General features: G+C 63.6%; 21 protein-coding genes and 2 tRNA genes. 12 read left to right on the top strand and 11 right to left on the bottom strand.

The window, feature by feature from the left end:
* Positions 1-5: 5 nt before the first annotated feature.
* Positions 6-911 (bottom strand): TIGR01777 family oxidoreductase, encoded by a 906-nt coding sequence (locus ACRCYW_RS20275; RefSeq protein WP_438551804.1) that lies wholly within the window; start codon positions 909-911, stop codon positions 6-8.
* Positions 912-1,179: 268 nt separating this feature from the next.
* Between ACRCYW_RS20275 and ACRCYW_RS20280 the strand changes: the two genes are divergently transcribed.
* On the top strand, positions 1,180-2,712 hold the full coding sequence (locus ACRCYW_RS20280; protein WP_438551805.1) for an EAL domain-containing protein: 1,533 nt from the start codon (positions 1,180-1,182) through the stop codon (positions 2,710-2,712).
* A gap of 90 nt (positions 2,713-2,802) precedes the next feature.
* Here ACRCYW_RS20280 and ACRCYW_RS20285 read toward each other — a convergent pair whose 3' ends face one another.
* Together ACRCYW_RS20285 and ACRCYW_RS20290 are read right to left on the bottom strand one after the other, a co-directional pair.
* Complete coding sequence (locus tag ACRCYW_RS20285; RefSeq protein WP_438551806.1) at positions 2,803-3,984, bottom strand: PLP-dependent aminotransferase family protein; 1,182 nt, start codon at positions 3,982-3,984, stop codon at positions 2,803-2,805.
* Between the two features lie 246 nt (positions 3,985-4,230).
* Positions 4,231-5,298 carry a M28 family metallopeptidase gene (locus ACRCYW_RS20290; protein ID WP_438551807.1) on the bottom strand — a complete coding sequence of 356 codons (1,068 nt, stop codon included), beginning with the start codon at positions 5,296-5,298 and terminating at the stop codon, positions 4,231-4,233.
* Between the two features lie 260 nt (positions 5,299-5,558).
* Here ACRCYW_RS20290 and trmB point away from each other — a divergent pair, with 260 nt between their 5' ends.
* From trmB to ACRCYW_RS20325, 7 genes are all read left to right on the top strand, one after another.
* The gene (gene trmB / locus ACRCYW_RS20295; protein WP_438551808.1) at positions 5,559-6,272 is read left to right on the top strand and encodes a tRNA (guanosine(46)-N7)-methyltransferase TrmB; all 714 of its coding nucleotides are present in this window, start codon (positions 5,559-5,561) and stop codon (positions 6,270-6,272) included.
* Between the two features lie 25 nt (positions 6,273-6,297).
* On the top strand, positions 6,298-6,630 hold the full coding sequence (locus ACRCYW_RS20300; protein ID WP_438551809.1) for a YggL family protein: 333 nt from the start codon (positions 6,298-6,300) through the stop codon (positions 6,628-6,630).
* A gap of 94 nt (positions 6,631-6,724) precedes the next feature.
* A complete protein-coding gene (glsB, locus tag ACRCYW_RS20305) occupies positions 6,725-7,645 on the top strand; it encodes a glutaminase B (RefSeq protein ID WP_438551810.1) in 921 nt (306 codons plus the stop codon).
* Between the two features lie 34 nt (positions 7,646-7,679).
* On the top strand, positions 7,680-8,972 hold the full coding sequence (locus ACRCYW_RS20310; RefSeq protein WP_438551811.1) for a rhodanese-like domain-containing protein: 1,293 nt from the start codon (positions 7,680-7,682) through the stop codon (positions 8,970-8,972).
* 204 nt (positions 8,973-9,176) lie between these two features.
* Entirely contained in the window at positions 9,177-9,386 is a 210-nt protein-coding gene (locus ACRCYW_RS20315) for a YgdI/YgdR family lipoprotein (protein ID WP_438551812.1), read from the top strand.
* Positions 9,387-9,593: 207 nt separating this feature from the next.
* Entirely contained in the window at positions 9,594-10,898 is a 1,305-nt protein-coding gene (locus ACRCYW_RS20320) for a hypothetical protein (protein WP_438551813.1), read from the top strand.
* Positions 10,885-11,520, top strand: coding sequence for a LysE family translocator (locus ACRCYW_RS20325; protein WP_438551814.1), 636 nt, complete (start codon positions 10,885-10,887; stop codon positions 11,518-11,520). Before ACRCYW_RS20320 ends, ACRCYW_RS20325 begins: the two co-directional genes overlap by 14 nt.
* Here ACRCYW_RS20325 and ACRCYW_RS20330 read toward each other — a convergent pair.
* From ACRCYW_RS20330 to ACRCYW_RS20340, 3 genes are all read right to left on the bottom strand, one after another.
* On the bottom strand, positions 11,490-12,278 hold the full coding sequence (locus ACRCYW_RS20330; RefSeq protein WP_438551815.1) for a helix-turn-helix domain-containing protein: 789 nt from the start codon (positions 12,276-12,278) through the stop codon (positions 11,490-11,492). The genes ACRCYW_RS20325 and ACRCYW_RS20330 overlap by 31 nt on opposite strands.
* A gap of 143 nt (positions 12,279-12,421) precedes the next feature.
* Positions 12,422-15,985, bottom strand: a complete 3,564-nt coding sequence (locus tag ACRCYW_RS20335) for an ATP-binding cassette domain-containing protein (RefSeq protein ID WP_438551816.1) — start codon at positions 15,983-15,985, stop codon at positions 12,422-12,424.
* A gap of 98 nt (positions 15,986-16,083) precedes the next feature.
* Entirely contained in the window at positions 16,084-17,361 is a 1,278-nt protein-coding gene (locus ACRCYW_RS20340; RefSeq protein WP_438551817.1) for an alpha/beta hydrolase, read from the bottom strand.
* Positions 17,362-17,613: 252 nt separating this feature from the next.
* Here ACRCYW_RS20340 and ACRCYW_RS20345 point away from each other — a divergent pair, with 252 nt between their 5' ends.
* Both ACRCYW_RS20345 and ACRCYW_RS20350 read left to right on the top strand, forming a co-directional pair.
* Positions 17,614-17,748, top strand: a complete 135-nt coding sequence (locus tag ACRCYW_RS20345) for a hypothetical protein (RefSeq protein ID WP_438551818.1) — start codon at positions 17,614-17,616, stop codon at positions 17,746-17,748.
* 180 nt (positions 17,749-17,928) lie between these two features.
* Positions 17,929-18,150 (top strand): hypothetical protein, encoded by a 222-nt coding sequence (locus ACRCYW_RS20350; RefSeq protein WP_349919355.1) that lies wholly within the window; start codon positions 17,929-17,931, stop codon positions 18,148-18,150.
* 63 nt (positions 18,151-18,213) lie between these two features.
* On the opposite strand, the gene ACRCYW_RS20355 is transcribed toward ACRCYW_RS20350, so the two are convergent.
* The 3 genes from ACRCYW_RS20355 to ACRCYW_RS20365 form a co-directional block, all read right to left on the bottom strand.
* A tRNA-Asn gene (locus ACRCYW_RS20355) sits at positions 18,214-18,289 on the bottom strand.
* A gap of 5 nt (positions 18,290-18,294) precedes the next feature.
* Positions 18,295-18,370 (bottom strand) — tRNA-Phe (locus ACRCYW_RS20360).
* Between the two features lie 193 nt (positions 18,371-18,563).
* On the bottom strand, positions 18,564-20,840 hold the full coding sequence (locus tag ACRCYW_RS20365) for an immune inhibitor A domain-containing protein (protein ID WP_438551819.1): 2,277 nt from the start codon (positions 20,838-20,840) through the stop codon (positions 18,564-18,566).
* 431 nt (positions 20,841-21,271) lie between these two features.
* Here ACRCYW_RS20365 and rraB point away from each other — a divergent pair, with 431 nt between their 5' ends.
* Complete coding sequence (rraB, locus tag ACRCYW_RS20370) at positions 21,272-21,607, top strand: ribonuclease E inhibitor RraB (RefSeq protein ID WP_349922543.1); 336 nt, start codon at positions 21,272-21,274, stop codon at positions 21,605-21,607.
* Between the two features lie 245 nt (positions 21,608-21,852).
* On the opposite strand, the gene ACRCYW_RS20375 is transcribed toward rraB, so the two are convergent.
* Positions 21,853-23,829, bottom strand: a complete 1,977-nt coding sequence (locus ACRCYW_RS20375; protein ID WP_438551820.1) for a putative bifunctional diguanylate cyclase/phosphodiesterase — start codon at positions 23,827-23,829, stop codon at positions 21,853-21,855.
* Positions 23,830-23,998: 169 nt separating this feature from the next.
* Between ACRCYW_RS20375 and ACRCYW_RS20380 the strand changes: the two genes are divergently transcribed.
* The gene (locus tag ACRCYW_RS20380) at positions 23,999-24,493 is read left to right on the top strand and encodes a hypothetical protein (RefSeq protein WP_438551821.1); all 495 of its coding nucleotides are present in this window, start codon (positions 23,999-24,001) and stop codon (positions 24,491-24,493) included.
* A gap of 64 nt (positions 24,494-24,557) precedes the next feature.
* Here the strand turns inward: ACRCYW_RS20380 and ACRCYW_RS20385 are convergent, their stop codons facing one another.
* Entirely contained in the window at positions 24,558-25,472 is a 915-nt protein-coding gene (locus ACRCYW_RS20385; protein WP_438551822.1) for a cupin domain-containing protein, read from the bottom strand.
* Between the last annotated feature and the right edge of the window lie 18 nt (positions 25,473-25,490).

Genomic DNA, 25,490 nt, shown 5'->3' on the forward strand with positions numbered 1-25,490 from the left:
GGGGATCAGCGGGGCGGGCGCAGCAGGTTGTCCAGCGCCTGAGGCAGGGCCGGATAGGTGAAATGGAACCCCGCCTGCTGCAGACGGGCGGGGAGCACATGCTGGCCGGTGAGCAGCAGATCCGCCGCCTCCCCCATCAGCAGGCGCAGGGCGGCGGCCGGCACCCGCAGCAGGTGCGGGCGGCGCAGTGTCTGAGCCAGCCGCAGGCTGAAGCTGTTGTTGTCGACGGGGCCGGGGGCCGTGCCGTTGAAGATGCCCTCGCACTCGTCGTGCTCCAGCAGGAACAGCATGGCGCGCACCAGATCCTGCACGTGGATCCAGCTCATCATCTGCTTGCCCGATCCCATGGGGCCGCCGAGCCCAAGGCGATAGGGGGGCAGCAGCTTGGGCAGGGCGCCCCCGTCCGGGCCGAGCACCAGGCCGATGCGCAGGATGCAGACCCGGGTCCTGGGACTCGCGGCCTGCAGGGCGAGCTGCTCCCAGCGCTGACAGAGCTGGTGGGTGAACTCGTCGTGGGGCTGCTGGCAGCTCTCGTCCAGGGGCGTGCTGTCATGGCGACCATACCAGCCGATGGCGGAGGCGTTCAGCAGGAGCTTGGGGGGGCGGTTGGAGAGCTTGATGAGATCGACCAGCTGCTCGGTCAGCAGCCAGCGGCTGTTGCACAGCAGCTGCTTGCGCTGCTCGCTCCAGCGGCCCGCGGCTATGGGTTCCCCCGCCAGGTTGATGACGATGTCCACGTCGTTGAGATCGTCCAGCCGGTCCAGGTTGTCCAGCAGTTTGACGTCGTGGCCGAGCAGCTCATAGGCACGGTTGCCCTGGCGGGTCAGCACCCATACCTCGTGGGCGACCTTGAGGTGTGCCACCAGACGGCGGCCGATAAACCCTGTCCCCCCCGTGATCAGTATCTTCATGCCGAGCCTCCCGATGTCGTTGACTCTACTCTAGAGGGCCGGGGCCCGATGAACAAGCGGCTGTTTTTGCTGACGTTATCTTTTTCCCGCCGGAGAGAGTCCGTCGGATGACGCCCTTCCTCCTGACGCGGAAAAGACGTATACAGGGGGCGGGTTCGCAGAGAGAATGCAGACAGGGCAGGGCGCCTTTTGCAGCCGGGGTGACTTGCCAAGTCGGCGACAAGCTGTAAAATCGCCCGCTTTTTCACCGCCTTGATAGTGGGGAATTATGCCATTTCGTCGTCTGAGAGTGCGCCAATACTACGTCCGGCTGGCCTGGGGCCTGCTGGCAGGCCTGCTGCCCATGGTGCTCGGGATCTCCATCTCCATCTGGCAGACCATGAGCGGCGTGACGCAGGATGCACAGCAGCGTTTGCTGCATGCCCAGCGCATGTTCGACCGCACCCTGGACAACGCCGAGCTGGCCGCCTCGGCCGTGATGGGGAGCCTCGGCAAACCCTGTCTCGAGGTGGTACAGGGGCTGCGGGATCAGGTGGCGACGGTGCCGGATGTGCGCAGCGTCAACCTGACCGAGGGGGAGACCATCTACTGCACCTCTCTCTATGGCCCGGTGAAGGGGCATATAGATCTCGATGACTATGTGGAGGGCAGGCTCGATCTGATGCGGGGCAACCCGGTCACGCCGAAGCGACCGCTCATCGTCTACCGCCAGGAGGCGGGAAAGCACAGCGTGCTGGTGGGGGTGGATGGCTACTATCTGCTCAACATCCTGGACATGATGAGCCGCAACTCCCCCATCGGGCTGGTGGTCGGGCCCCAGATGCTGCTGCGAGACAGCCAGCTCACCGATCAGCTGCTCACCCCCGGCACCGACGGCTATCTGGAGCAGGCCTCCAGCAAGTATCCCTTCAAGGTGGTGACCGCCCTCTCGAACCGCGACTATGTCGCCCACCTGTGGGATTACTCCAAGGTCAGCCTCATCCTCTACCCCTTGCTGAGCCTGCTGTTTGGCTGCTGGGTCTTCTGGCTGACGGGGCGCGCCGCCTCGCCGGCACAGGAGCTGAAACGGGCACTGGCTCACCAGGAGTTCATACCCTATCTGCAGCCCGTGGTCACCGGTGAGGATGCCCACTGGAGCGGCTGCGAGGTGCTGATGCGCTGGCAACATCCGCGCCAGGGCATGATCTCGCCGGATCGCTTCATCCCCATGGCGGAGGAGTGCGGCCTCATCGTCCCCATGACCCGCTCCCTGATGAAACAGGTGCGCGAGCAGTTCGCCGGCCGGGTGCATATCCTGCCCAAGGGGTTCCACTTCGGCTTCAACATCAGCGCCAGCCACTGCAAGGACTTGAGCCTGGTGGAGGATTGCCGCGACTTCATCGATGCCTTCAGAGCCAACCCCATCAAGCTGGTGCTGGAGCTGACCGAGCGGGAGCTGATCGTGGCGGACGAGACCACGGATCGGCTGTTCGCCGAGTTGCACGCCCTCGGGGTCTTCATCGCCATCGACGACTTCGGCACCGGCCACTCCAGCCTGGCCTATCTGCAGGCCTTCCAGGTCGACTTCCTCAAGATCGACCAGAGCTTCGTCGGCATGATTGGCTCGGATGCCCTCTCCAGCCACATCGTGGAGAACGTCGTCGATCTGGCGACCCGGCTCGAGTTGCAACTGGTGGCGGAAGGGGTGGAGAACGAGGTGCAGGCCGCCTACCTGCGCGAGCACGCGGTGACCTTCCAGCAGGGCTATCTCTACGGCAGGCCCATGCCGATGAAGGCCTTCATCGGCGAGCTGACCTCCTGAGCATGCAGGGCGTGCTCATGGCGCGGCCAACCTTGCCGCCAATAAAAAAGCCAGCGACCCAGGTCGCTGGCTTTTTGCATTCGAGAGGGGTTAGAGCATGCGGGCGAGGGCGCGGCAAAGACGCTTGATCCCCTCCTCCGTCGTGGCTTCGTCCACGCAGGAGAAGCTCAGGCGCAGGGTGTTCTGTATCTCCGGCCGAACGTAGAAGGGGGCGCCGGGCACGAAGGCGACCTTCTCCTTGATCGCCTCGTCGAACAGGGCCATGGCGCTGACGCTCGAAGGCAGGGTCAGCCAGAGGAACATGCCCCCTTCCGGTCTCGTGTAGCTGACCCCTGGCGGGCAGTGACGGGTCAGGGCGGCTTCCATGGCGGCGCGCTGGCGACCGTAGACCTCCTTGATCTTCTCGAGGTGAGCATCGAGGGAGTTGTCGGTCAGGAAGCGGTGCAGCACCTGTTGGCTGAAGGCGTTGCTGTGCAAATCGGTCGCCTGCTTGGCGATGGTGACCTTCTTGCGCAGCCAGTCCGGCACCAGCATCCAGCCGAGGCGGAAGGCGGGCACCACCGTCTTGGAGAAGGAGCCGAGCAGTACCGTATTGTTCGGCGCCAGCTTGGCGATGGGGGGCAGGTGTTCCCCCTCGAAGCGCAGCTCGCCGTAGGGATCATCCTCCACCATCAGAAGCTCGTGACGCACCAGCCGCTCGGCCAGGGCCTCGCGATTGGCACGGCTGTAGGAGACGCCACTCGGGTTCTGGAAGTTCGGCACGCCGTACAGCAGCTTGGCGCTTGAGCCCTGCTCCAGCAGCGCATCCAGCGCGGCCAGATCCAGCCCCTCTTCACCGAGCGTGATGGGTCTGAAATTCGGTTGATAGACGGAGAACGCCTGAATGGCGCCGAGATAGCCGGGCTCTTCGATGATGAGATCCTGCCCCTCGTCCACCAGCACCTTGCCGAGCAGGTCCAGCGCCTGCTGGGAGCCGCTGGTAATGAGGATGTTGTCCGGGTTGACCTGCATGCCGTGGCGGCTCAGGTAGCGATCGGCTATGTACTGGCGCAGCGGGGCAAAGCCTTCCGTGGTGGCGTATTGCAGCGCGGCGGCGCCCTGCTCGCGCAGCACGTCCTGGCAGGCCTGATCGATGGCCTTGACCGGGAACAGGTGGGGGTTGGGCAGGCCGCCGGCGAAGGAGATGATCTCCGGATTGGCGGCGACTTTCAGGATTTCACGGATAAACGAAGGCTCGACTTTCTCGAAACGCTGGGCAAAAAACGGCTGCATAGGGTTCTCTCTGACTAGGGGGCGGTCGCTCCATTCAACCGCCACGTTATCCGTTTGTATCAGATTTGAAAAATGAGGCAATGGCCGTCACAAAAATAGATAAAAAAGGGCAGGTTTGGCACCTGCCCGTATTTTATGGCCCGGCGTGACGATTCGGGCGTCGATCCCTCTGTCAGGCAGGTTTCTCGCCACCGTCGCCGAGATCCGGCACCTTCGATGTGAAGTCGCCGCTCATCGGCTCGGGGTTCAGAGTCCCGGTTCCTTCAGGAAGCGGATCATCAGCTCCGTGTTGGCGCCGAGTTGTTGCTGCACCCGGCCCGGGAACAGCTCGGCCATCTTGTCGAGACGGTCGTGCTCGGTGTGCCAGATCTTGCCCCACTGGGTCTCGCTGTCCCGATCGCAGGCGCTCTTGCTGGCCTCGTCGTAGCAGTCCCACAGCGCCGGGTTGGTGCTCTGGGAGTAGCCGTCATAGCCATCGGCCCCATCTATGGTGAAGTTGGTGGCCTCCACATAGGCGATGGGCACCCCGAGGCAGGCAAAGGGGGCGTGATCCGACCAACTGCCGGTCTCCCCCTCCGGATAGCCGGGGTAGCTGGGGTGAATGGCAAAGGGGGTGGCCGTGGTCTTGGAGAGCGCCAGCAGGCGATCCCGCACCTTGGGATCGAAGCTGTAGCGGCTCGGTTCGGCACAACCGTATTCGGCCACGTCCGAGTGGGCGGAATGGACATAGACGATGTCGCCACCGGCTATGGTGTCGTAGTTCACCATGGCCAGCAGCTTGGCGGTGGCGGCGCTGTCCAGGCTGGCGGCATAGGCCTTGGAGCCGTTGAGGCCGTTCTCTTCCGCCCCGAAGAAGGCGAAACGCACCGTGTAGGGCAGGGTCTGGCCCTTGAGCGCCTCGGCGACCGCCAAGAGGGCGGCGACCCCGGCCCCGTTGTCGGTGGCCCCTTCAGACCCCTTCTTCTCCCCCGTGCTGTCGTAGTGGGCACCGATGAGGATCACCTTGTCGCTCGTGCCCTTGAGCTCGGCGACGATATTCTGGGACTGTTTGCTGGCACCGCCCTTGGTGTAGGTGAAGGGCTGGTTCTGCACCTCGTAGCCCCAGCCGGCCAGGTGATCCTGGATCCAGGTGGCGGCGCGGGTCTCGGCCTCTGTGCCCGTGGGACGGGCGCCTATGCCCTCGGCGCTGGAGCTCAGCTGTACCAGATACTCATAGGCCTGGGTCGCGGGGGCGGGGGGCTGGGAATCGTTGTCCGAGGGGTTGCACCCGGCCAGCAGGGTCGCGATGGCCAGGGTCAATAGGGTTTTCTTCATACTGCAATCCTTTGTTGTGTATGGCTTTATTATCAGGGGTCAGGATGCACCCGACCCCAGGCAGATTCTGTGAGTGAGGTGGCATTTGTCAATCACGAGGGCGGAATTGGTCGATGGCGGGGGATTTGTTGCGCGAAACACTTGCGCCTTGGGCCTATCTTGGGATAATTCGCTCCCCGGTTTTTGCGCACTGATGCAATAACGAGCAATCCATTAATGTCGCCTGGGATCCAGCGCGATGAGATAACGAGCTATTTACTATGTCTGTGACCCAAGATGTGTTTAACGAAGACGGCAAGTTCATGCGCAAGGTTCGCAGCTTCGTCCGTCGCGAAGGCCGCCTGACCAAGGGGCAGGAGAAGGCCCTGGAAGAGCTCTGGCCGGTCATGGGCATCGATTTCGCACCGGCACCGCTGGACATGGTGGCGCTGTTTGGCCGCGAGGCCCCCGTGGTGCTGGAGATAGGCTTTGGCATGGGCGCCTCCCTGGTGGAGATGGCCAAGAATGCCCCCGAGAAGAACTTCATCGGCATCGAGGTGCACTCCCCTGGTGTGGGTGCCTGCCTTGGTACCGCTCAGGAAGCCGGTGTCACCAACCTGCGGGTCATCTGCCACGATGCGGTGGAGGTGCTCGAGCACATGATCCCGAACGGCTCGCTGGCCTGCCTGCAGCTCTTCTTCCCGGATCCCTGGCACAAGAGCCGTCACCACAAGCGCCGTATCGTGCAGCCCGCGTTTGCCCAGGCCATTCGTCAGAAGCTGGCCATAGGTGGCGTCTTCCACATGGCCACCGACTGGGAGAACTATGCGGAGCACATGCTGGAGGTGATGAGCGCCGCCGAAGGCTATGAGAACACTGCCGAGAGCGGCAACTGGGTGCCCCGTCCCGAGTGGCGCCCTCTGACCAAGTTCGAACAACGTGGCCACCGCCTGGGGCACGGGGTTTGGGACCTGATATTCAAACGTGTTAGCTAAATCACCCGTCAACTAAGGAGCTGTCATGGCCAATCGTAGCCGCCGTCTGCGTAAGAAACTGCGCGTCGATGAATTCCAGGAAATGGGGTTCGACATCAGTTTCAACTTCCCGGTCGGCACCGCCGAAGAGACCATAGATAACGTGGTCGATGCCTTCATCGATGAAGTCGTCGAACCGCGCAAACTGGCCTTCGCCGGCTCCGGTCATCTGGCCTGGGAAGGCATGGTCTGCACCCAGCAACTCGGCAAGTGCACCGAGGAAGACCGCGCCGCCGTCCAGTCCTGGCTGGCAGGCAAGGGGTTGGAAGCCGTGGTGGTCACCGAGCTGTTCGACCTCTGGTACGGCGAACCGGCCTGAGTCAACACGCCCGCAGGGCAGCAGGAAAATCCCGCCACCGGCGGGATTTTTGTCGGTGGGGATAGCCCCACCGGTTTTTGTCATGGAATCGTCGATGGTGTTGTCATCCGAATTACTGGCCAGCATTCTTGAGCAGGTTCGCCCCTTGCTGGGGCAAGGCAAGGTGGCCGATTACATTCCCGCACTGGCCCAGGTGCCCGCCGACCGGCTCGGCATTGCGGTCTGCACCGTGGAGGGGGAGCTGTTCACCGCAGGTGACGCCTTCGAGCCCTTCTCCATCCAGAGTATCTCCAAGGCCCTGAGCCTCACCCTGGCGCTGACCCTCTATCAGGAGGAGGAGATCTGGACCCGGGTCGGCAAGGAGCCCTCAGGCCAGCCGTTCAACTCCCTGGTGCAGCTCGAATTCGAGCAAGGCATACCGCGCAACCCCTTCATCAATGCCGGCGCCCTGGTGGTGAGCGATCTGCTGGAGACCCGGCTCACCGCCCCGCGCCAGCGCACCCTGGAGCTGGCGCGCCGCCTCAGCGGCAACCCGGCCATCATCGCGGATCAGGTGGTGGCGCGCTCCGAGTATCAGCACGCCGCCCGCAATGCCGCCATCGCCTACCTGATGAAGGCCTATGGCAACTTCGAAAACGAGGTGGACAAGGTGCTGCAAAGCTACTTCAATGCCTGTGCCATCCGCATGAGCTGCGCCGATCTCGCCCGCACCTTCATCTATCTGGCCAATCGCGGGATCCCGCTCGGCGAGAGCGCGCCCCTGCTGCCGGCCCGCAGCGCCAAGCAGGTCAATGCCCTGCTGGCCACCTGCGGCCTCTACGACGAGGCGGGGGACTTCGCCTATCGGGTCGGCATGCCGGGCAAATCCGGGGTGGGTGGCGGCATCATGGCGCTCATTCCCGGCGAGTTGTGTGTCTGTGTCTGGTCACCCGAGCTCAACAAGGCCGGCAACTCCCTGGCGGGGACCGCCGCCCTCGAGTTGCTGGCGGAGCGGCTCGGGCGCTCAATTTTTTGATGTTTGATTGTTCACTTTGGAATCGAGAATCACCATGAAACGAGTTATGACGCTGTTGCGGACCGCGCTGGCCGCCCTGTCGCTGTGGAGCGCCCTGCCGGCCTTCGCCGGTGAGTTGCCGCCGCTCTCCGTGGCCGATGCCACGGCCAGGGAGGCGGTCATCCTGGATACCCGTCCGAGCTACTTCTACCAGGGCTGGCCCATGGCGGACGAGAAGCAGGGTGGCCATGTCGCGGGGGCGGAGAACCTCTCCGCCGAGTGGAAGTACAGCGACGAGGAGTGGGTCAAGGCACTCAAGGACAAGGGATTGTCTTCGGACGAGCCGGTGGCGCTCTATGGAGAGTCCCGCGGCGTGGCCGAGGTGGCTCGCCTGCTGCGCCAGCAGGGCATCAAGCAGCTGTTCGAGCTGCAGGGCTGGAAGGAGGCTCCTCGCGAGCACCTGGCCCGCTGGCAGCAGCTGGTCCATCCCCTCTGGCTCGCGGATCTGCAGGCCGGCAAGCCGGTGGTGGCCGCTCCCAAGGGGGACTGGAAGCTGTTCGAGGTGGCCTGGGGCGCACCCAAGGCCTACCTGCTGAGCCACATCCCGGGGGCCGGCTACATCGACACCAACAGCCTGGAAGCCGAGCCGCTGTGGAACAAGGTCTCTGACGAGGCGCTCAAGAAGCTGCTGCTGGAGAACGGCATCCGCCACGACACCACCGTCATTCTCTATGGTCGCAACACCATGGCGGCGGCCCGCGCCGCCCACCTGATGATGTATGCGGGAGTGGAAGACGTTCGCCTGCTGGACGGCGGCCTGGATGCCTGGTTCGTGCAGCATTTGCGTACCGAGACCGGTCTGGCCAACACCTTCAAGCCCGTCGAGGATTTCGGTGTCACCATACCGGCGCACCCCGAGTACTACACCACGCTCAGTCAGGCGAAAGCGCTGCTCAAGCAGCCCGATGGCGCCCTGGTCAGCGTGCGTACCTGGGACGAGTTCGTCGGCAATACCTCGGGCTACAGCTACATCAAGCCCAAGGGCGACATCCCCGGTGCCAAGTGGGGTAGGGGCGGCGTGGATGCCAACAGCATGAGCGACTTCCACAACCCGGACGGCACCATGAAGCCGGCTAGGGAGATCCTCGCCATGTGGGACGAGTGGAATATCGAGCCGACCCAGCAGGCCGCCTTCTACTGCGGCACCGGCTGGCGCGCCTCCGAGGCCTTCTTCTACGCCTGGCTGATGGACTGGAAGCGGATCAGCGTCTACGACGGCGGCTGGTACGAGTGGAGCATGGATCCCAAGAACCCCGTCGTCACCGGCGAGCGTCAGCCCAAGAGCTGATGTGCCAGTATCCCCAGGCAGAGGCCGGACAGATGTCCGGCCTTTTTATTTTCAGTGATCATCTGTGCCGCATAATCGGCCTCAGGCAGAGGATCATGGTGGTGGTTCTTATTTCTATGCACCGCTTATTCGGGAGCGGATGGCTGAGCTAGGCTTCAAGCAACATCCTCGCCGTGAGGGTGCGGGAGGGAGAAGAGGCCAGCGATGAAACGACTGATGATGATCCTGGTGTGCCTGCTGGGAGTGGTTGGGTGCAGCTCCCAATACATCATGAGCACCAAGGACGGGCGTATGATAGCCACCGACAGCAAACCCAGGCTGGACGAGGATACCGGCATGTATCGCTACTACGATGCCGAGGGGCGGGAGATGCTTATCAAGAAAGACGACGTGACGCAAATCATGGAGCGCTAAGGCATTCTGGCCGCGGGCCGTGGGGCATCTTCGAGGGAAGATGCCCTTTTTCATGTTGGCACCGCGCGTCGGAACTCGGGCCCGCGTGGCGAGGTAGTGGCAGTGGTGGGATGTGAATTCCTTGTTAAATAAAAAGGCAATTTTTTCCAATACCTATTCATATCGAGGGTGGTTTCATATGACCTCTTTCTTACAAGGAGGTCATGGATGGATACGGTTTTTTGGCCGAGGCGAGCCGGTCACAGCGTCGAGATGATGACGCTGGTCGCGCCCCCCGGCATGTCGCCCGGGTTGAGGGAGGATATCAGCCTGGTGCTGAGCATGGTGGCGGGGCTGCGCCAGCTGGAGGAAGGGGGAGCCGGGATGGCCCCCCTGAAAAGTGGTCTGCACAGGGCCTTGATGGTACAGCTGAGCGACATGGCGAATCGAGCCGAGGAGCCGGAAGTGGCCAGGCTGTTGGGTACCTTGGCCGAGAGTCAGGGCGGTGGGGAGGGTGCGCGCCTGATGGCCGCCAGGCTGGCGCAGGGGGATGAGCGACACCTGGTGGCCCATGTCGGCCCGCTTGCCACCTGGCTTGGCAAGTCTCGCCAAACCTGGATGTCGGCATTTTTCGCGACCCCCAATCCCGAGCTGCAGTCTTGGTCAGACTGCGTCGATGCCGGGTTGCAGCATGCCTTGCCACGGCTCTGCGAGCGCCTTTGCGCTGGATTGATCGCCCTGCCGGGTTGCGCCTACAAGGTGGTGGATCTGTTTGCCATTGCCGGGGAGGCCAATGGCTTCCCCAAGCATTTCGCCTATTTCATGCCCGAAGATCAGGGGATCAAATATGCAGCGGACAAGAGAACCATTGTCTTTGCCAACACCTATCGCCAGCTGCATCTGATGGCGGGGGCCCCGTTGGCGGGATGGCTGGGATGGGCAGGGCGCGATCTCCCCGATGCCCGGGAGCTGGATCGCTATCTGCTCGGCTGGTTTCGTGGTCACGATCTGGGGCATGGGCTGGTGCTGCCGCAGACGGACTATGCCGCCCTGAGTCGTCATGACCGTTGGGGCTCCATGGTGATGCAGGAGGCGGTGGCAGACACCCTTGGTTTCCTGCTCTGCTGCGATCCCTCCATCGCCAGCGGCCTGGGGCTGGAGCGTGACAAGCTGTGCCGCTTCTATTGCCTGGAGCTGCTGCGTTACCTGAGGCGAGGGCCGTGCGAGTTTCCCGATGCCGGTTCCGCCTATGTGCAGCTAGCCTTGCTGGCTGAGCAGGGCATTCTGTGGCGAGAGGGGGAGTCCCTGCGCATCGATGAGCACAGGCTTGAACGAGGGATGTGGGAGATCGCCGGGCAATTGCTGACTCATGTGATGGGCGGCAATGTGGCGGCCTTTGCCGACTTCTCTCACCGTTATGCACCTCATCTACAGCCGGCCGACCGGGATCTCTACTTCGGGTTGGGGCCCTGCGATCGGGTACTGGCTTATCATCAGCCCCTCAGGGAGGAGCGACAAGATGGCATTTTATAATGGTTTTTTATTGAGTCTCTCCCTGTGCCTGGACATAGGGCTGGCCAACATGGCGATGATAACGCTGGCCATGTCTCGCGGTTTTTCCCATGGCTTCTGGCTCGGGGTAGGCACCTGTGTCGGTGACCTCATCTATGCGGTGCTCGCCATGGCGGGTATGGCGATACTGCTGCAATTTGAGGCGGTGCGCTGGAGCCTCTGGATCTTCGGCTCGGTGACCCTGATCTGGTTGACGGTCAAGATGGGGCTCTCGGCGCTGAGGGCGCAGGGGGGAGAGCTCGATGGCATGGCCCAGGCCGGCGGCCGCTGGCGCCTGTTCGGCCGGGGCATGGTGCTGGCACTCTCCTCGCCCAGCGCCATCCTCTGGTTTGCCGCCGTGGGGGGCGCCATCATAGCGCGGCAGGGGGCGGATCCGCTCAATGCGGGGCTCTTCCTCTCTGGCTTCTTCACCGCCGGGATCTTCTGGGCCCTGGTGCTCTGCACGCTGGCCTATCAGGGCGGGCGCCTGCTGGGGGAGAAGATGGTGCGCTTCTCCTACCTGGTGTCGGCCCTGATCTTCGCCTACTTCGCCTGCTACGTGATCTACCAGGGCTATGGGGAGTTTGTTCTGGGGGCGCCGTAACGACTGGGAGTGATCCCCATGACGCGGCGAAAGGCGTTGCTCATGTGGCTCTGGTCATAGAAGCCCAGCGCCAGGGCCACCTGGGCGGGCCTCTCTCCTTGCAGCAGGCGGCGACGCGCCTCCATCAGCCGCAACTGGTTGAAGTAGTGGATGGGAGGGACATGGAACACTTGCTGGAAGCTGCGCACCAGATGGAACTTGGAGCAGCAAGCGATCTGGCACAGGTCATCCAGGCCGATCTCCTGGCTTAGGTGGCTGCGCATGTAGTCCAGCAACTGCGGCAGACGCCCCTGCAGCAACTTAGGGTGGGGAGGGGCGATGCGTTGCAGGACCGCCAGCAGTCGCACCAGCCCCTCCTCCTGCTGGTTGGCAGATGGGGATCGGTGAAGAGCCAGCAGGGCGTTGAACAGAGTCTGGTTGCTGTGGACCCCTTCCCGAAAGGCGGGGGCGGTTCGCCCAAGCAGCAACCCGGCTTCACCCAGCAGCTCGCTCACCCACTCTGTCCCCAGGTGCAGGCTGATGAACCGGGTCTCCCCCTCGAAGCGGGAGGCTTGCATGGTCAGCGGATTGTAGAGAGTAACCTGGCCGGGTTCGACCACCTGCTCCCGACCATCGAACCAGATATGCTCGCACCCGCTGAGGTTGGCCGACAGCACATACTCTTCGTGGGTATGGCGGGGATATCCCCCTCCCTGGCTGCTGATCAGGGCGAGTTCCAGCTGTGGTTGACGCGCAACCACCTCCATTCTTGGCGACATGGCACATCCTTGTGCACTTGCGGACGACAGGGCTCCTGTTATAACAGGTTTTCTGGGAGTGAAGTATTCGAGTGAGAATCATTTTAACTAAAAAGAGGGCAACTCGCGGGCTGCCCTCTTTGCATGGAGACTGGTGCTGGAGGTTAGAGATTTATTTCCGCCACCTGGCGATTGACCTGACCGACAAACAGCTGGTGGAAGCGGGAGCCCGGGTTCGCCAGCAGGCTGACCGGTGAACCCTGCTCCACCACGCTGCCTGCCTCCATCACCACCACCTTGTCCACCGACAACAGCGGCTCCAGGTGGTGGGCGATCACCAGGTAGCTCGCCTCCGGCCGGTAGCGATAGAGCAGCTCCGCCATCTTGCGCATGCCGATGTGATCGAGATCCGAGGTGGCCTCGTCCAGCACGATGAGCGGGCGGCGCGACAGCAGGATGCGGGCGATGACCAGCAGCTGGGTCTCGCCGGCGGAGAGCTGCAACTTGTCGAGATCCTCATCCAGCCGCCCGGCGCAGCGCTCGGCCAGCCCGACCCTGGCGAGCGCCTGCTCCAATGCCTCGTCGCTCTGCTCGGTGAGCGGCGCCAGGTTCGCGCGCAGGGTGCCAAAGAAGGTGAGGGGGATCTGGGAGACGGTGTCGTAGAGATCCCGCACCGCCTCCGGCGCCAGTACCGACAGGGGTTGATCGCCGTAATAGATCTCCCCTTGGGAGGTCGGGTACATGGCCTGCATCACCCCGAGCAGGGAACTCTTGCCCGCACCGGTGCGGCCGCAGACGCCCACCTTCTCCCCGGGTGCCAGCTCGAAGTTGACCTTGTGCAGCGCCCACTGGCTGGTACCCGGATAACGCAGCCCCAGGTTGTCAAAGCGTACCTTGGGATGGGCACATGCCAGGGCTTCCCCCGTCTGGCGTTCGCTCTCTATCTCGCTGTATTCCCGCACCCGCTCCACCGCGTTCATCACCTGCTCCACTTCGGCGAAGTTGCGAATGAAGGAGTTGAGCATGGCGGAGGCGGTGAAGGCATAGGTGATGGCCACGGCCCCCAACAGCGAGCTGTTGCTGAAGGCCACCATCAGCGCCACGGCCCCCACCAGGGCGGCGGAGAGCAGGGTCTGGTACATGCCGAGCCAGCGGTTGATGGAGGTGGTGGTGTACCAGCTGCGCAGGTTGTTGTCATAGTGATGCAGCACCTGATCCAGGGCGAAACGCTCGGCCCCGGCTAGGCGCAGGGCGGGGGCGCCGCGAATGGTCTCGCTGATGCTGATGTAGAGCGGCGAGCGCAGCACCGATGACTGGCGCCTCAGCTTGAGCTGCACCGCCCGGTAGCGGCGCTGCAGCACATAGAGCGCCCAGCCCACTAGGGGGGCGATGAGCAGCAGCAGCGGCATGTTGAAGCCGATCACCACTACCTGCAGCAGCACCGAGATGAGCATGGCGAACAGCCCCATCAACATGGGTAGCAAGACCTCCTGGGCTTCCCCCAGATCCCGGTCGAAGCGGTTGAGGATGCGCCCCTGGGGCACCTTGTCGAAGAAGGCCATGGGGGCGCGGCTGATGCGACCCAGCATGCCGTCGAACAGGGTCCAGGCCAGCTTGAGGCCGAGTTTGTAGTTGATGACCCGCACCACCATGATGCAGACGAGGGAGCCGGCCCCCAGCAGCACATAGATGCCGAGCAATGAGCTGACCTCGCTCACCTCGGCCTTGCCGCCGAGCCAGAGATCCGAGGCGATGCGCAGCCCCTCCTGACCCAGGGTGAGCAGCAGGGCGATCAGGATGGCGCCGGGGGCGGCGAGGCGCTGCCACATGAAGCCAAACAGACCCCAGTCCACCTTGCCTTCCACCACCTTCTCCTCGCTGAACTGCTCCGCCTCTTGCGGGGCCACCAGGGGAGCCGGCTGTGGATGCTGGATGAGATCCGCGAGCTGATGGGCGTCGAGCTCGGTCAACTGACCCTGATCGATACGGATCACCCGATCGCAGTGGGCCAGCACGTCCGGGTCATGGCTCACCAGCAGCCGGGTCGGGCCCGGCTTGAAGGCCAGACCCTGCTCCAGCACCTGGGCCGAGACGATGGGATCCAGCGCCGAGAGCGGGTTGTCCAGCAGCAGTATGTCGGCCTTGGCGTAGAGGGCGCGGGCCAGGGCGACCCGCTGCTGCTGACCACCGGAGAGGCGAGTGCCAAGCTCCCCTACCAGGGTCTGATCGCCGTGGCTCAGCAGCCCGAGGTCGCTCACCAGGGCGCAGGCGCCGAGTACCCAGTGGTAGCGATCTTCGTCCCAGGGCTGACCGAACAAGATGTTGTTGCGGATGCTGTCGTTCATCAGCCAGGGCTTGTGGCCAAGGTGGGCGACCCGGCCGTGGCGGCGAATGCTGCCCTCGAAGTCGTTATCAAAACCGGCGACCAGGTGCAGCAGGCAGCTCTTGCCGGCGCCTGTGGCCCCGGTGATCCCCACCAGTTCTCCCGGCGCTATGGCGAGGCTGACCCCTTGCAGCACCGGCTTTTGCTGGTGCAGTGCGGTGACGTTTTTCATCCGCAGGGCGCCGATCGGTAGGCTCGGGTCACTGAGGTCTCTGTGCTGCTCCGGGCTGTTCAGGAACTCGCACAGCCGGTTGAAACCGGTGTTGAAGTTGATAAGCGTCCGGATGAGGTAAGGCAGCCTCATCATGGGGATCCGCAGCACGGCGAACAGGGCTATGGTGGTGAACACCTGGGGCAGGGTCAGGCTCTGACCCGAGGCCAGATAGGTGGTGAAGGTGGCGAGGGTCACCAGCAGGGGTGTGCTCATCATCAGGAAGCTGTTGATGGCATCGAGCTTGAGCACCCGGCCGAGCACGCCGAGCTCGCGCTGGCGCTTGGCATTGGCCGCCTGGGTGAAGAAGGCACCGAGCCCGTTCTGGCGCACCAGCCTCAACTTCTTGATGTATTCGGCCAGTATGCCGTTGCGGTCATCCTGCTGGCGTTTGAGCTGCTGCTCCTGCTGGTTCATGCGTCGCACCACCCGGGTGGAGATCAGCAGCAGCAGGGCCAGCACGGCGAAGCCCACCAGGCCCGCGCTGCCCACCTGCCACACCAGCAGGGCTATGGTGCCGACGAGTTGCAGCGCCATGGTGAGCGGCATGGCGGGGTCCGCAAGAATCCAAGTAATGTCCCACACGTCCCGGTTGATGAGGTTCTGCACCCGGCCACCGGCCCTGTCATCGAAGCTCTTGCCACCGAGCTTCATGACCTTGGCGAGCAGGGACTCCGCCAGCAGCCGGCGGATGGGCACGTGCATCTTGAGGGCCAGCTGAAGCGAATGCTCCGCCAGCATGCCGGCGGCCAGCACGGAGGCGAACAGGGCGAAGGCCAGCAGCAGCTTGTGGCCCGTGCTGGCTCCGTCGCCGAGCTGGGTCATGCTGTGGTTGAGCAGCCAGGGGCTGGCCAGGGTCGCCAGCATGCCGAGCAGCTGCAGCAGGGTGAGCAGGCCGATGCGCCCCTTGTAATGACGCCAGATGAAGGCGGTGATGGGCCAGGGGCGCACCGGCGCCTTGGCCGTGAGGGCGAGGAAGGCATCGGCGCGCTCATCGCGCCTGTCTTCCGGCAGCAGGGTGTAGAGATCGTCGAGACTGACCTGGGGCTGGCTCAGCCCCTTGCGCAGCAAGGGACCCGTCCAATGATAGAAGAGACGGCTCAGCCAGCCGGCCGAGATTTCCGGGTGATCCAATGGGTGATCCTTATTATTCTGTGCTGCTTCCAGGGGATGGGGCGGCTTGTTATCCGCCCTCTATATTATTTTTTGCCGCGAGCCTATGCCCGGCGGGATCAGCAGTCCCGGTTCAAGCGGATGAGCCGGTCCAGGATCTGCTCACCATCGACCCTCAGGCCGTTGTGCTCGTACTCGTTGGTGATCCAGGCGCGGCTGTTGCCAAGGCCCTTGAGGGTCTCGCGGCTGTAGTCGAACTCCACGTACATGTCCTCGGCGTATACGGCGCAGGCCACGGGCACCTGGTTGCGGGCCAGCTGTGCGGGGTCATAGAGCGGGCCCCAGTCCGCTTTCTCGGCCAGCAGATGGGCGGCCTCTTTCAAGGGAATAAGTTCGCGGAACTGCTCGAACATCCAGGGGAAGATCATCTCGCCGGTGAAGGCAAAATCCTTGCCCGGTGCCCAGGCAAGTGCCGGGAACTCGCGTCTTACCCGCTCGGCCGCCCACTGGCTGGCGGCCCCTTCGCAATAGATGAGTTCGTGCAGTATGGCGAACACCGGATTGGTGTTGAACGGCTGCATGGCCTGCACCTGATAGAGGAAGGCGGGGTTGATCTTCTCGCCGATGAAGGCATCCTCCAGCAGGTAGTAGAGCTCCTCGAAGGCGCCGCTGGCGCCGAGATCCAGCCCCTGCTGCTGCAGTTGCTCCACCGTCAGGCGCTGGCCGTTCGGCAGACGCACGTCGTGGCGCTGCAGATGGGTCGCCAGCCGGTTGGCGATGGCCTGGGCGTGGGGGAAGCGCGCGAAGAAGGCGCGGTTCTTGTCCGCCACCCTCTGGTAGGTGGCGCGATACACCTCGTCCGCGCTGCGGCCTATGGGGGCCACGCCGCCGGTGAGGTAGACCTCGTGCAGGCTGTCCGGGAACAGGGAGAGGTAGGTGAGGCTGCAAAAACCGCCGAAGCTCTGGCCGAGCAGGCTCCAGGGGCGGTCCGGGCTCAGCTGTTCGCGGATGAGCTCGGCGTCCCGCACTATGCTGTCGGCGCGAAAATGGCTGAGGTAGTCGGCCTGTTGGCGGGGGCTGAGGTGAGCCAACAACTCGGCGTGGATGGGGGTGGAATGACCCGTACCACGCTGATCGAGCAGCAAGACCCGGAACTCCTGCAGGGCCCGCTTGATCCAGCCACCGTTGGCGCTGGGGCGCGGGGCGCCAAAGCCGGGGCCCCCTTGCAGATAGAGCAGCCAGGGCAGCTCGTCGTCCAGCCTGTCCTTGCGACAGAGGGTGCGACCGAACAGGGTGATGGTCGCCTCGTCATCGGGCTGCTGGTGGTCGAGGGGCACGGTGAAGAAGTGTGGCTCGCAATGGATGCCGTCCAGCACGTAATGCAAGGGGCTGCTCATCTGGGGTCTCCCTGGGGTCGGAAATCGTCGGCCTCATCATAGCCCTGGCACGAAGGCTGGTCACGCCGGTTTTCTGGATTGTTAATGCATTGCTGAGAGACGGTTAGCGTCTATTGGTTTCATCCGGGCCATGGTCGAAAATTTACCCGTCAGAGGCCATTGACGGGGGACCCTGGCCGGTCAAAGATGAGCCGCCTGCCGAGGAGGGCAGGGGATGCGCACCCAGGTGCACAAAAGGATGAGGTGGGCTCGATGAAGCCTAGATGGATAAGGTTCAGGAAGAGAAAGAAACCGACGGATCCCGAAGGGGTGCTGCAGGCGGGGCTGCTGATGTTCAGCGCCACCTGCGGGGCCACCCTGCTGCTGGCGGCCTGTAATGGCGGCTAGCCATCGATAATGTAAAAGGCCCGCTCAGTGAGCGGGCCTTTTACATATGTGCTGCTCTCGATCCCGGGTCGGCTCCGAGCAAGCGGACCAGCCTGAAACCCTTTGCCGGCGCGGGTTTGCGGTATGGAAAGGGCTGCTGCTATGGTCAAGAGACGGTTCTGTTCATCGAGGGAGGCGATCATGAATAGTCGTGAAAAAGTATTGGCTCATTTGGCCACCGATCACCGGGTTGCAGGATTGACCGCTGGCGAGGCGCTGGCCGGCATCAGCCACTCGATGAGCTCACTCCTGCTGCAGCAGGATCAGCACTTCTTTCGCAGCCATGCGGACGATCCCTGCCACGAGGTGGCGCGGGCCTGCTCCGCCGGGCACGTCTGGCACGGGGACGAGAATCGCTATTAGGGAGGCACGATCAGAACGACGGAATGCGAAAAGGCCCGCTCAGATGAGCGGGCCTTTCAAATTTGGCTCCTCCTACTGGACTTGAACCAGTGACATACGGATTAACAGTCCGCCGTTCTACCGACTGAACTAAGGAGGAATTGTTGGTGCCCAGAGACGGAATCGAACCGCCGACACGGGGATTTTCAATCCCCTGCTCTACCGACTGAGCTATCTGGGCAACGGCGCGCATTAAACCCTTTCTGGACTGAGGTGTCAACCACGGGGTGCAGATTGTGGTGCCGTTCGCTCGATAACCGAACAATCCGGCCTACTGCCGAGGATTTTTCTCCGTATAAGCCAGCAGAGCGCCCGCTTTTTCAGCCACTTGCCATGAAAAAAGGGGCCAAAGGCCCCTTTGCATCCGGTCTGCCTCAATGACGGCTGACGATGATCCGGCCCGTGCTCATGTCCCTGGCTTGACCGGTGACGCTGATCTTGAGGCCATATTCGGGCAGCAGCCGGCCCGCGTCCGGGATCGCCTCGCTCTGGTAGCTGCGGGAATCCTTGAACACCCGGTTCGGGGCTATCCAGAAGTCCCGCAGCAGGGAGCCGCTCGGGTGGGTGAGATCGAGGGGGCGCTGGAAGCCCAGGCTGAAGGTGGCGTCATGGATCTGGTAGCGGGTGCCGGCGACGGCGCCATCGCTCCAGTGCAGAGTGCGCTGATCCCCATCCACCACCCCGAGGAAGCCCTCACCAGGATGCTGGCCTACCCAGTTGTTGCTCTGGCTGTTGTCCACGTACCAGAGCAGCAGGCCCGGCTCGTAGCGCATCAGCTGATCCGCCACGTTGATGTGGGCCAGCCCCTTGTCGACCCCGGCGTGGTTGCGCCACTCGGCGAGATAATAGTGATCCTTGGCCTCCTTGCCGTTGCTCTGCACGAAACCGGCGAGGGTGAAGGTGGAATTGCCCTCGGCGCCATCGCTGAGCAGGGTCTCCCCATCGGCGGTCACCTGCAGTTCATCCACGAACAGGCCGTTCTCGGCCACCCCCGCATCGCTCTGGTATTGCAGGCTGAGGGTGATGTGCTGGCCGGCCCAGGGGCCGAGGTCGAACTCGGCATCGGTCCAGCCGCCGGAATCCCCCGTGATGCCGACTCCGAAGCCCACCCCGTTCGGATCGTCCGTGCGGGTCAGGTTGCCCGGGATGGGCTCGCCGTTGACCAGCACCCGCGCGTAGTCGAAGCCCTCTTCAATCTGGTACCAGGCCTTGAAGGTGAGGCTGGCGCTCTGCCTGCCGCTCAAGTCCAGCGCCAGAGTCATGCGGTTGTCCAGGTTGTTGCCCTTGCCGCCATGGTATTGGTACTGGCCGGCGTAGGGCGGGTTCAGGGGGATCTGCTTGGGCGGCAGGTTGATGCGCACCACGTCGTCGTTGCGCCCCTTGTCGTTGGCCTGATCCAGCATGTAGACGTTGCCGCGGGCACTCAACTCATCGACATGCACATTGCTGCCGTGCAGCCAGTTGCCGCCGAGGGAGGCTTGCAGATACTCCTTGGCCCAGGCGGAGAAACCGGTGGGCTCTGTGCCGCCTATCACCCCGGCCCAGGAGCCGGAGGACATGATGGACCAGGTCGCCACCGGTTCCCCCTTGCCGCTGTACTTGGTGTCGTACTCATCCGGCAGCCCCAGATCGTGGCCATATTCGTGGGCGCAGACCCCGGCCGCTGCGTCTATGGGCTGGATGGTGTAGTCATAGGCGGCATACTGGCCGCCGAAGTTGCCGTTCGGGCTGCTGGTGCCCGGGATGGGGTAGGGGGCGCCGAGATTCCAGCGGTGGGCCCAGATGGCATCTTCGCCGAGATCGCCGCCGCCCGCCTCCTCCCCCACGCTGGAGTGGAAGATCATCAGGTGATCGATGAGGCCATCCGGCTCGTTGCGATTTCCGTTGCCGTTGAGATCGTAGCGGTCTTCCTGATCAAATTCGGACAAGTCGATGGAGGGATCCCCGGCGACCTGGGCAAGCGCCTCTTTCACCAGCTCTCGCACCGCGGTCTCGTTCTTGTTGCTGCCGTAGTAGGTGGCGCTCTTCTCGGCGGTATACCAGCCCGCCACCTGACCGCGCACGCTGTAGCTCTGGCCGGACTGCTGCTCGTAGAACTGGCGCATGGAGATGAAGCGCTCACCATTCGGGCCCGCATAGCCCTTGGCGGAGAACAGCAGGTCGTTGTAGTGGGCCGGGTTGTAGTCCGGGTAGTACATCTTGGTGAGCTCGGGGCTCAGGCTATTCTTCGGGTAGTCGGGGAAGTCCACCAGGATGGCGAGGATCTTGTCCTTGCGCATCTTGCCTCTGTAGGTCTCCTTCTCGATGGCCTTGAGCAGCAGGGTAGGCACCCGATCCCCCGGGCGCGCCGTGCCATTCAGCCGGATCTTCTTGAGGATGGTCTCCCGCTCCTTGCCCTCCTTCTGGGCCAGGCTGCCGCTGCTGCCGGGGTAGGTACGGGCCTTCTCACGGTAGTAGCGGGCCAGGGCGGCCTGTTCCTGCTCCGGGGAGGCCAGGGTCGGGATGCGGCCGCTCTTCTTGAGCATCTCCAGCACCTTCGCCTCGTCGGCGAGGGGGGCATCGAAGGGGCCGTGGGCCGGGGCGGCCAGGGCGTGGTTTCCAATCATAAGGGTCGAGCCGATGAGCAGGCTCATTATTGTTTTTTTGGGCATGACTATGTGCTCCTTCACATGATCAAAAAGGGAGCCCACCGGGCTCCGCTTTCCTGGCGGGTGATGATTCACCCGCGTCCCTTGATACCTGCATGGGCGCTGTTTGTCACCCAAGTGACGATGGCGAAAGAGACTGCCTTATTTATGATCCACTGGGTCCTGACACTGAGGTGAGCACGGGTGGCGGTGTGATCTGTTGATGGGGTGTGTACTGCTGGTTTATTGCGCTGTTTGAGCCTTTTTCCGGCCACCACCATTTGGGAGGGGGACGGCCCGCCACTTATCTTGGATTGTCGCATTGAGCCCGCAGGGCTCTGCGAGTATGCTTGGCCGCAACTGTGCCCTGGCGGGCGAGTCGCGCTCACTGGCGCGGTACCTGGCCAGGTGTCGACATCCATCCAAGAGCGTCTGGGGTTTATATGAGTATCAATATGCAAGAGTGGCGCGAAGAGACCACCGCCATCGTCAACGAGCTGCTGGCCGACGGCAGCAATCCGGATGTGGACTACGAGATCGAGCACCACTTCGCCTGCCAGGACTTCGATCTGCTGGAGAAGGCCGCGGTCGACCTGTTCAAGGCCGGCTTCGAGGTGACCGACGCCGAAGAGATGGAGCTGGATGACGGCGCCACTATCTTCTGCTTCGATGCCACCGTCGAGCGCAAACTGGAGATAGAGCCCATCCTGGCCGACATCGAGAAGATGCTGCCCATCCTGGAGAAATACGGTGTGGACTACGACGGCTGGGGCACCTACTTCCAGGAGTAAGCCGCGCAACCTGGCCTTATCGCAAAGATGCTGTCCACGGTCTTGAAAAATACGGCGTGGATTGCGACGGCTGGGGCACCTACTTCCAGGAGTAAGTCTCGCAACCCGGCCTTATCGCAAAGATGCTGTCCACGGTCTTGAAAAATACGGCGTGGATTGCGACGGCTGGGGCACTTACTTCCAGGAGTAAGCCAGCAGGACATGACAAAAGGCCGCAGCGATGCGGCCTTTTGTCATCTCGGGGATCAGCGGGCCGGGATCAGCTGATAGTCGAGGGCGAACTGCTCGGGGGGCAGGGGGCGACTGAACAGGTAGCCCTGCAAGCGATCGCAGCCGGCCTGGGCCAGCCAGGCTTGCTGCTCCGCCGTCTCCACCCCTTCGGCGGTGATCCGGATGCCGAGCTCGTGGGCCAGGCCGATCACGGAGCGCACTATGGCGGTGGTGGCCTGATTGGTGGCCAGCCCCTGGGTGAAGCTCTTGTCCAGCTTGAGGGTCGCGACCTGCAGCCTCGGCAGATAGGCCAGGGAGCAGTAGCCGGTGCCGAAGTCGTCGATGGCGAGGTGGAAGCCCGCCTCGATCAGGCTCGCGAGGTTGCTCTCGATTTCGTCCGCATTTTCCATCAGCACCCCTTCGGTGATCTCCAGCTCCAGTTGCCAGGGGGCGAGGCCGTGGCACTCGATGCAGGCGAAGATCTGCGGGCAGAGCTCGGGATCGCGGAACTGCAGGGGCGACAGGTTGATGGAGAGCACCAGATCCGGCGCCACCTGCTGCCAGCGGGCCAACTGGGCGCAGCCCGTTTCCAGCATCAGCTGGCCGAGCTGGCCGATGAGGCCGAGCTCTTCCGCCAGGGGGATGAACTCGTCGGGGGAGATCATGCCAAATTCCGGATGGGGCCAGCGGCAGAGCAGCTCGGCACCGTGCAACCTGTTGTTGTGGGTGCCTATGATGGGCTGGTAGACCGCGGTCAGCTGGGCCGACTTGATGGCGAGCGGCAACTGGGCGGCGATGAGCTGGCGGCGCTTGAGCTTGGCATCGAGTTCGGGGTCGAACAGGGTGCAGTGCTGCTGCTGGCGCTTGCCCTGGGCCAGGGCCGCCTCGGCGTGGCTGAGCAGGCGCTCGGCCTCCTTGGCCTTGCCGTGGGCGATGCCGATAAAGACCGGGATCTGGATCCTGTGCTCTTCCACCTGATAGGGGGTCATCAGCTCCTGTTGCAGGTTGCGGCTCCAGTCGCTCAAGGGAATGGGGAGCTCGGGCAGCAGCAGGGCGAAGTCATCGGCGGCGACCCGGCACAGCAGGGAGTTGGGGGGCGCCAGCCGCTGCAGGCGGCGGGCCACCTGGCTCAGCAGGCGATCGGCGACGCGGATGCCGAAGCGATCGTTGATCTCGCGAAAATGTTGCAGATCCAGCAGCAGCAGGCTGGCATTGCGGGAGCCGAGGTGGCGGCTGGTCTGCAGGAAGTGGGAGAGCTTGAGCAGACCGGTGAGGCTGTCGTAATGCTGCTCCTGTTGCAACTGGGCCTGGGTGGTGCGCAACCCTGTGATGTCGCGGCCCAGGGTGAGGATGCCGAGGGCGTTGCCCTCCTCGTCGGGCACCTCGATGCGGGTGATCTCCAGATGGCGGCCCTGGCCTTCGGCATCCATCAGGCAGTACTCGCCCTGTCCCATGGTCTGCTTCACCGGCAGGTGCGGCGTGACGCGATGGCCGATGGCCTCGCTCGCCGTGAGTCCCATGAAGTCGAGGAAGGCCTGATTGCAGTCGATGAGCACCCCCTGGTGGTCCTCCAGCCGGATGAGATCCGGGATGGCGTCCAGCAGGCGGCGCTGCAGCAGCTGTTGCTGGCGGAAGGTCTGTTCCAGCTCCTTGCGCTGATCGATGGCGCTGACCATGCCAAACAGGGCGAGGGGCTGGTTCTGCTCGTCGTAGAGGGGCACCTTGTGGATCTCCATCCAGCTGGTGCTCTCGCCGCTATGACAGTGCAGTTGCTGGTGGAGCAGGGGCTTGCCCTCGGCCAGCAGGCGCTGATCCTCTTCCCTGAACAGATCCCCCCAGGGCATCTCGGCATCCGTCTTGCCGATGAGCTCGCTGGGGTGCTGCAACCCGGCCTCTTCTGCGAATACCTTGTTGGCGAACAGGTAGCGTCCGCTGGCATCCCGGCAAAAGATATTCATGGGCAACTGGTCGATGATCTGCTGTAGCAGAGCCAGGGTGAGCGAGGAATGCACGTGGGCGTCCACAGGGGAGATTTCGAGCAAATCTATGATAACAGGCCAATTTTGTAAAGCCTGGGTTAATGATGATCCATTTGTGTCGATCCCTGCTGACAGTCTGTGTCGCGGGCGCCATAATAGCCGCCGATTGGCCTGTGGTGGCCTTATGGACGAGAGAAGCAGCATGAAGAAGATAATGGGGGGCGCCCTGGCCCTGTTGATGGTCGGTTGTGCCAGTGACAACAATGGTGGCGAGCAGTATCGCTACACCCCGCCGGTTGCCAAGGCGACCAACAATACCCAGGAGATGCAGATCCCGGTGGATCTGGTGTGGGCCCGCGCCGAGAAGTGGTTTGGCGATCACGGCCTCAACATCGAGAACAGCCAGCGCGGTTCCGGCCTGATGACCGCCAACGTCGAGAACTCGGCCGAGGGCCTGGAGTGGCTGGATTGCGGTACCATGGGCTCCAAAGTTGCCCTGGGCAACCCCAATCTGCAGATCAACCTGATCATCACCCAGAGCGGCACCAACAGCGTCGCCACCGTCAACGTCAAGGGCAACACCCAGCTCTACTTCGTCGAAGGTTCAGGTGAGCGTGTGCTGGCCCCCTCCATCACGCCGGTCTGCGTCTCTCGCGGCAGCCTGGAGCAGAGCCTGTTCTCTACCCTCAGCAACTGATCCGGCCGCCCTGCGCGCTCGATTATCGGACCCCGCTGCCTGCAGCGGGGTCTTTTTTTGCCCGTCACTCCCCGGCGGCCAGCCCCTGCTGGCGAAACCTGCCAGGGGCCAGCCCGGTGGACTGCTTGAAGGCCTTGGCGAAGGCGGCCTCTGACTGATAGCCCACAAGCTGGGCCACCTCGCCGATGGGCAGGTGATCCGGCTGGCGCAGCAGCTCCGCCGCCCGCACCATGCGCACCCGCACCATGAACTCCCAGACGCTGCAGCCGAGGCGCTGACGGAAGTGGCGAAAGTAGGTGGCGCGGGACATGGCGGCCAGGGTTGCCAGCTCATCCACGCTCCAGGGGTGGGCGGGGGTCGCCAGCATGGCCTGCAGGGAACGACCCAGCCGCGCATCCTGCAGGGCGCCGATGAGGCCGAGGGCCGCGCCCGGGTCGCTGGCGTGGGCGCGCAGCCCCATGGCCAGCAGCACCTGGCTCAGGGCCGTCAGCACGGCACTGGAGCCCTGCTGCTCGCGGGCCAGCTCCTGGCGGATCAGGGTCAGCACCAGGGCCAGCGCCTCGCGGGACTCGCTGGCGAGCAGGGGGATGCAGAGCGGGCTCGGCAGGGCATCCAGCAGCAGGGGGCGCAGGGGGCCCTGGTAGTGAAACTCGCCGCACAGAAACTCTACCTCGTCTCCCCCGTCACCGCGGATGGGCAGGACGCCATCGTCCACTTCGACATCGGCCAGGGGCTCCCCGCCCCGCCAGACGGTGTGGGGCTCACCCCCCGGCAACAGCAACAGCTCCCCCGGTTGCAAGGTCACCTCCTGGCCCTGGTGGGTGCTGACCCGGATCTCCCCCTTCATCAGCAGGTGAAAGGGCATGACCCCGCTCGGGCTCTGCGGGTGGGGGAGGGCGAAGCCGCCGCGGTAGAGGCAGCGCACGTCGAAGGAGCCGCGGATCCCGGCCTGGCCGATCAACTGGTCAATGTCGCTCATGATTCGATATGGTGTTTA

It is taken from the genome of Aeromonas sp. (assembly GCF_051657805.1).
Classification (GTDB): Bacteria; Pseudomonadota; Gammaproteobacteria; order Enterobacterales; family Aeromonadaceae; genus Aeromonas.

What these genes read in the sequence shown, in the direction of transcription:
- ACRCYW_RS20275 (WP_438551804.1), bottom strand. Translation starts at nt 911, where the DNA reads ATGAAGATACTGATCACGGGGGGGACAGGGTTTATCGGCCGCCGTCTG.
- ACRCYW_RS20280 (WP_438551805.1), top strand. Translation starts at nt 1,180, where the DNA reads ATGCCATTTCGTCGTCTGAGAGTGCGCCAATACTACGTCCGGCTGGCC.
- ACRCYW_RS20285 (WP_438551806.1), bottom strand. Translation starts at nt 3,984, where the DNA reads ATGCAGCCGTTTTTTGCCCAGCGTTTCGAGAAAGTCGAGCCTTCGTTT.
- ACRCYW_RS20290 (WP_438551807.1), bottom strand. Translation starts at nt 5,298, where the DNA reads ATGAAGAAAACCCTATTGACCCTGGCCATCGCGACCCTGCTGGCCGGG.
- trmB (WP_438551808.1), top strand. Translation starts at nt 5,559, where the DNA reads ATGTCTGTGACCCAAGATGTGTTTAACGAAGACGGCAAGTTCATGCGC.
- ACRCYW_RS20300 (WP_438551809.1), top strand. Translation starts at nt 6,298, where the DNA reads ATGGCCAATCGTAGCCGCCGTCTGCGTAAGAAACTGCGCGTCGATGAA.
- glsB (WP_438551810.1), top strand. Translation starts at nt 6,725, where the DNA reads ATGGTGTTGTCATCCGAATTACTGGCCAGCATTCTTGAGCAGGTTCGC.
- ACRCYW_RS20310 (WP_438551811.1), top strand. Translation starts at nt 7,680, where the DNA reads ATGAAACGAGTTATGACGCTGTTGCGGACCGCGCTGGCCGCCCTGTCG.
- ACRCYW_RS20315 (WP_438551812.1), top strand. Translation starts at nt 9,177, where the DNA reads ATGAAACGACTGATGATGATCCTGGTGTGCCTGCTGGGAGTGGTTGGG.
- ACRCYW_RS20320 (WP_438551813.1), top strand. Translation starts at nt 9,594, where the DNA reads ATGGATACGGTTTTTTGGCCGAGGCGAGCCGGTCACAGCGTCGAGATG.
- ACRCYW_RS20325 (WP_438551814.1), top strand. Translation starts at nt 10,885, where the DNA reads ATGGCATTTTATAATGGTTTTTTATTGAGTCTCTCCCTGTGCCTGGAC.
- ACRCYW_RS20330 (WP_438551815.1), bottom strand. Translation starts at nt 12,278, where the DNA reads ATGTCGCCAAGAATGGAGGTGGTTGCGCGTCAACCACAGCTGGAACTC.
- ACRCYW_RS20340 (WP_438551817.1), bottom strand. Translation starts at nt 17,361, where the DNA reads ATGAGCAGCCCCTTGCATTACGTGCTGGACGGCATCCATTGCGAGCCA.
- ACRCYW_RS20345 (WP_438551818.1), top strand. Translation starts at nt 17,614, where the DNA reads ATGAAGCCTAGATGGATAAGGTTCAGGAAGAGAAAGAAACCGACGGAT.
- ACRCYW_RS20350 (WP_349919355.1), top strand. Translation starts at nt 17,929, where the DNA reads ATGAATAGTCGTGAAAAAGTATTGGCTCATTTGGCCACCGATCACCGG.
- ACRCYW_RS20365 (WP_438551819.1), bottom strand. Translation starts at nt 20,840, where the DNA reads ATGCCCAAAAAAACAATAATGAGCCTGCTCATCGGCTCGACCCTTATG.
- rraB (WP_349922543.1), top strand. Translation starts at nt 21,272, where the DNA reads ATGCAAGAGTGGCGCGAAGAGACCACCGCCATCGTCAACGAGCTGCTG.
- ACRCYW_RS20380 (WP_438551821.1), top strand. Translation starts at nt 23,999, where the DNA reads ATGAAGAAGATAATGGGGGGCGCCCTGGCCCTGTTGATGGTCGGTTGT.
- ACRCYW_RS20385 (WP_438551822.1), bottom strand. Translation starts at nt 25,472, where the DNA reads ATGAGCGACATTGACCAGTTGATCGGCCAGGCCGGGATCCGCGGCTCC.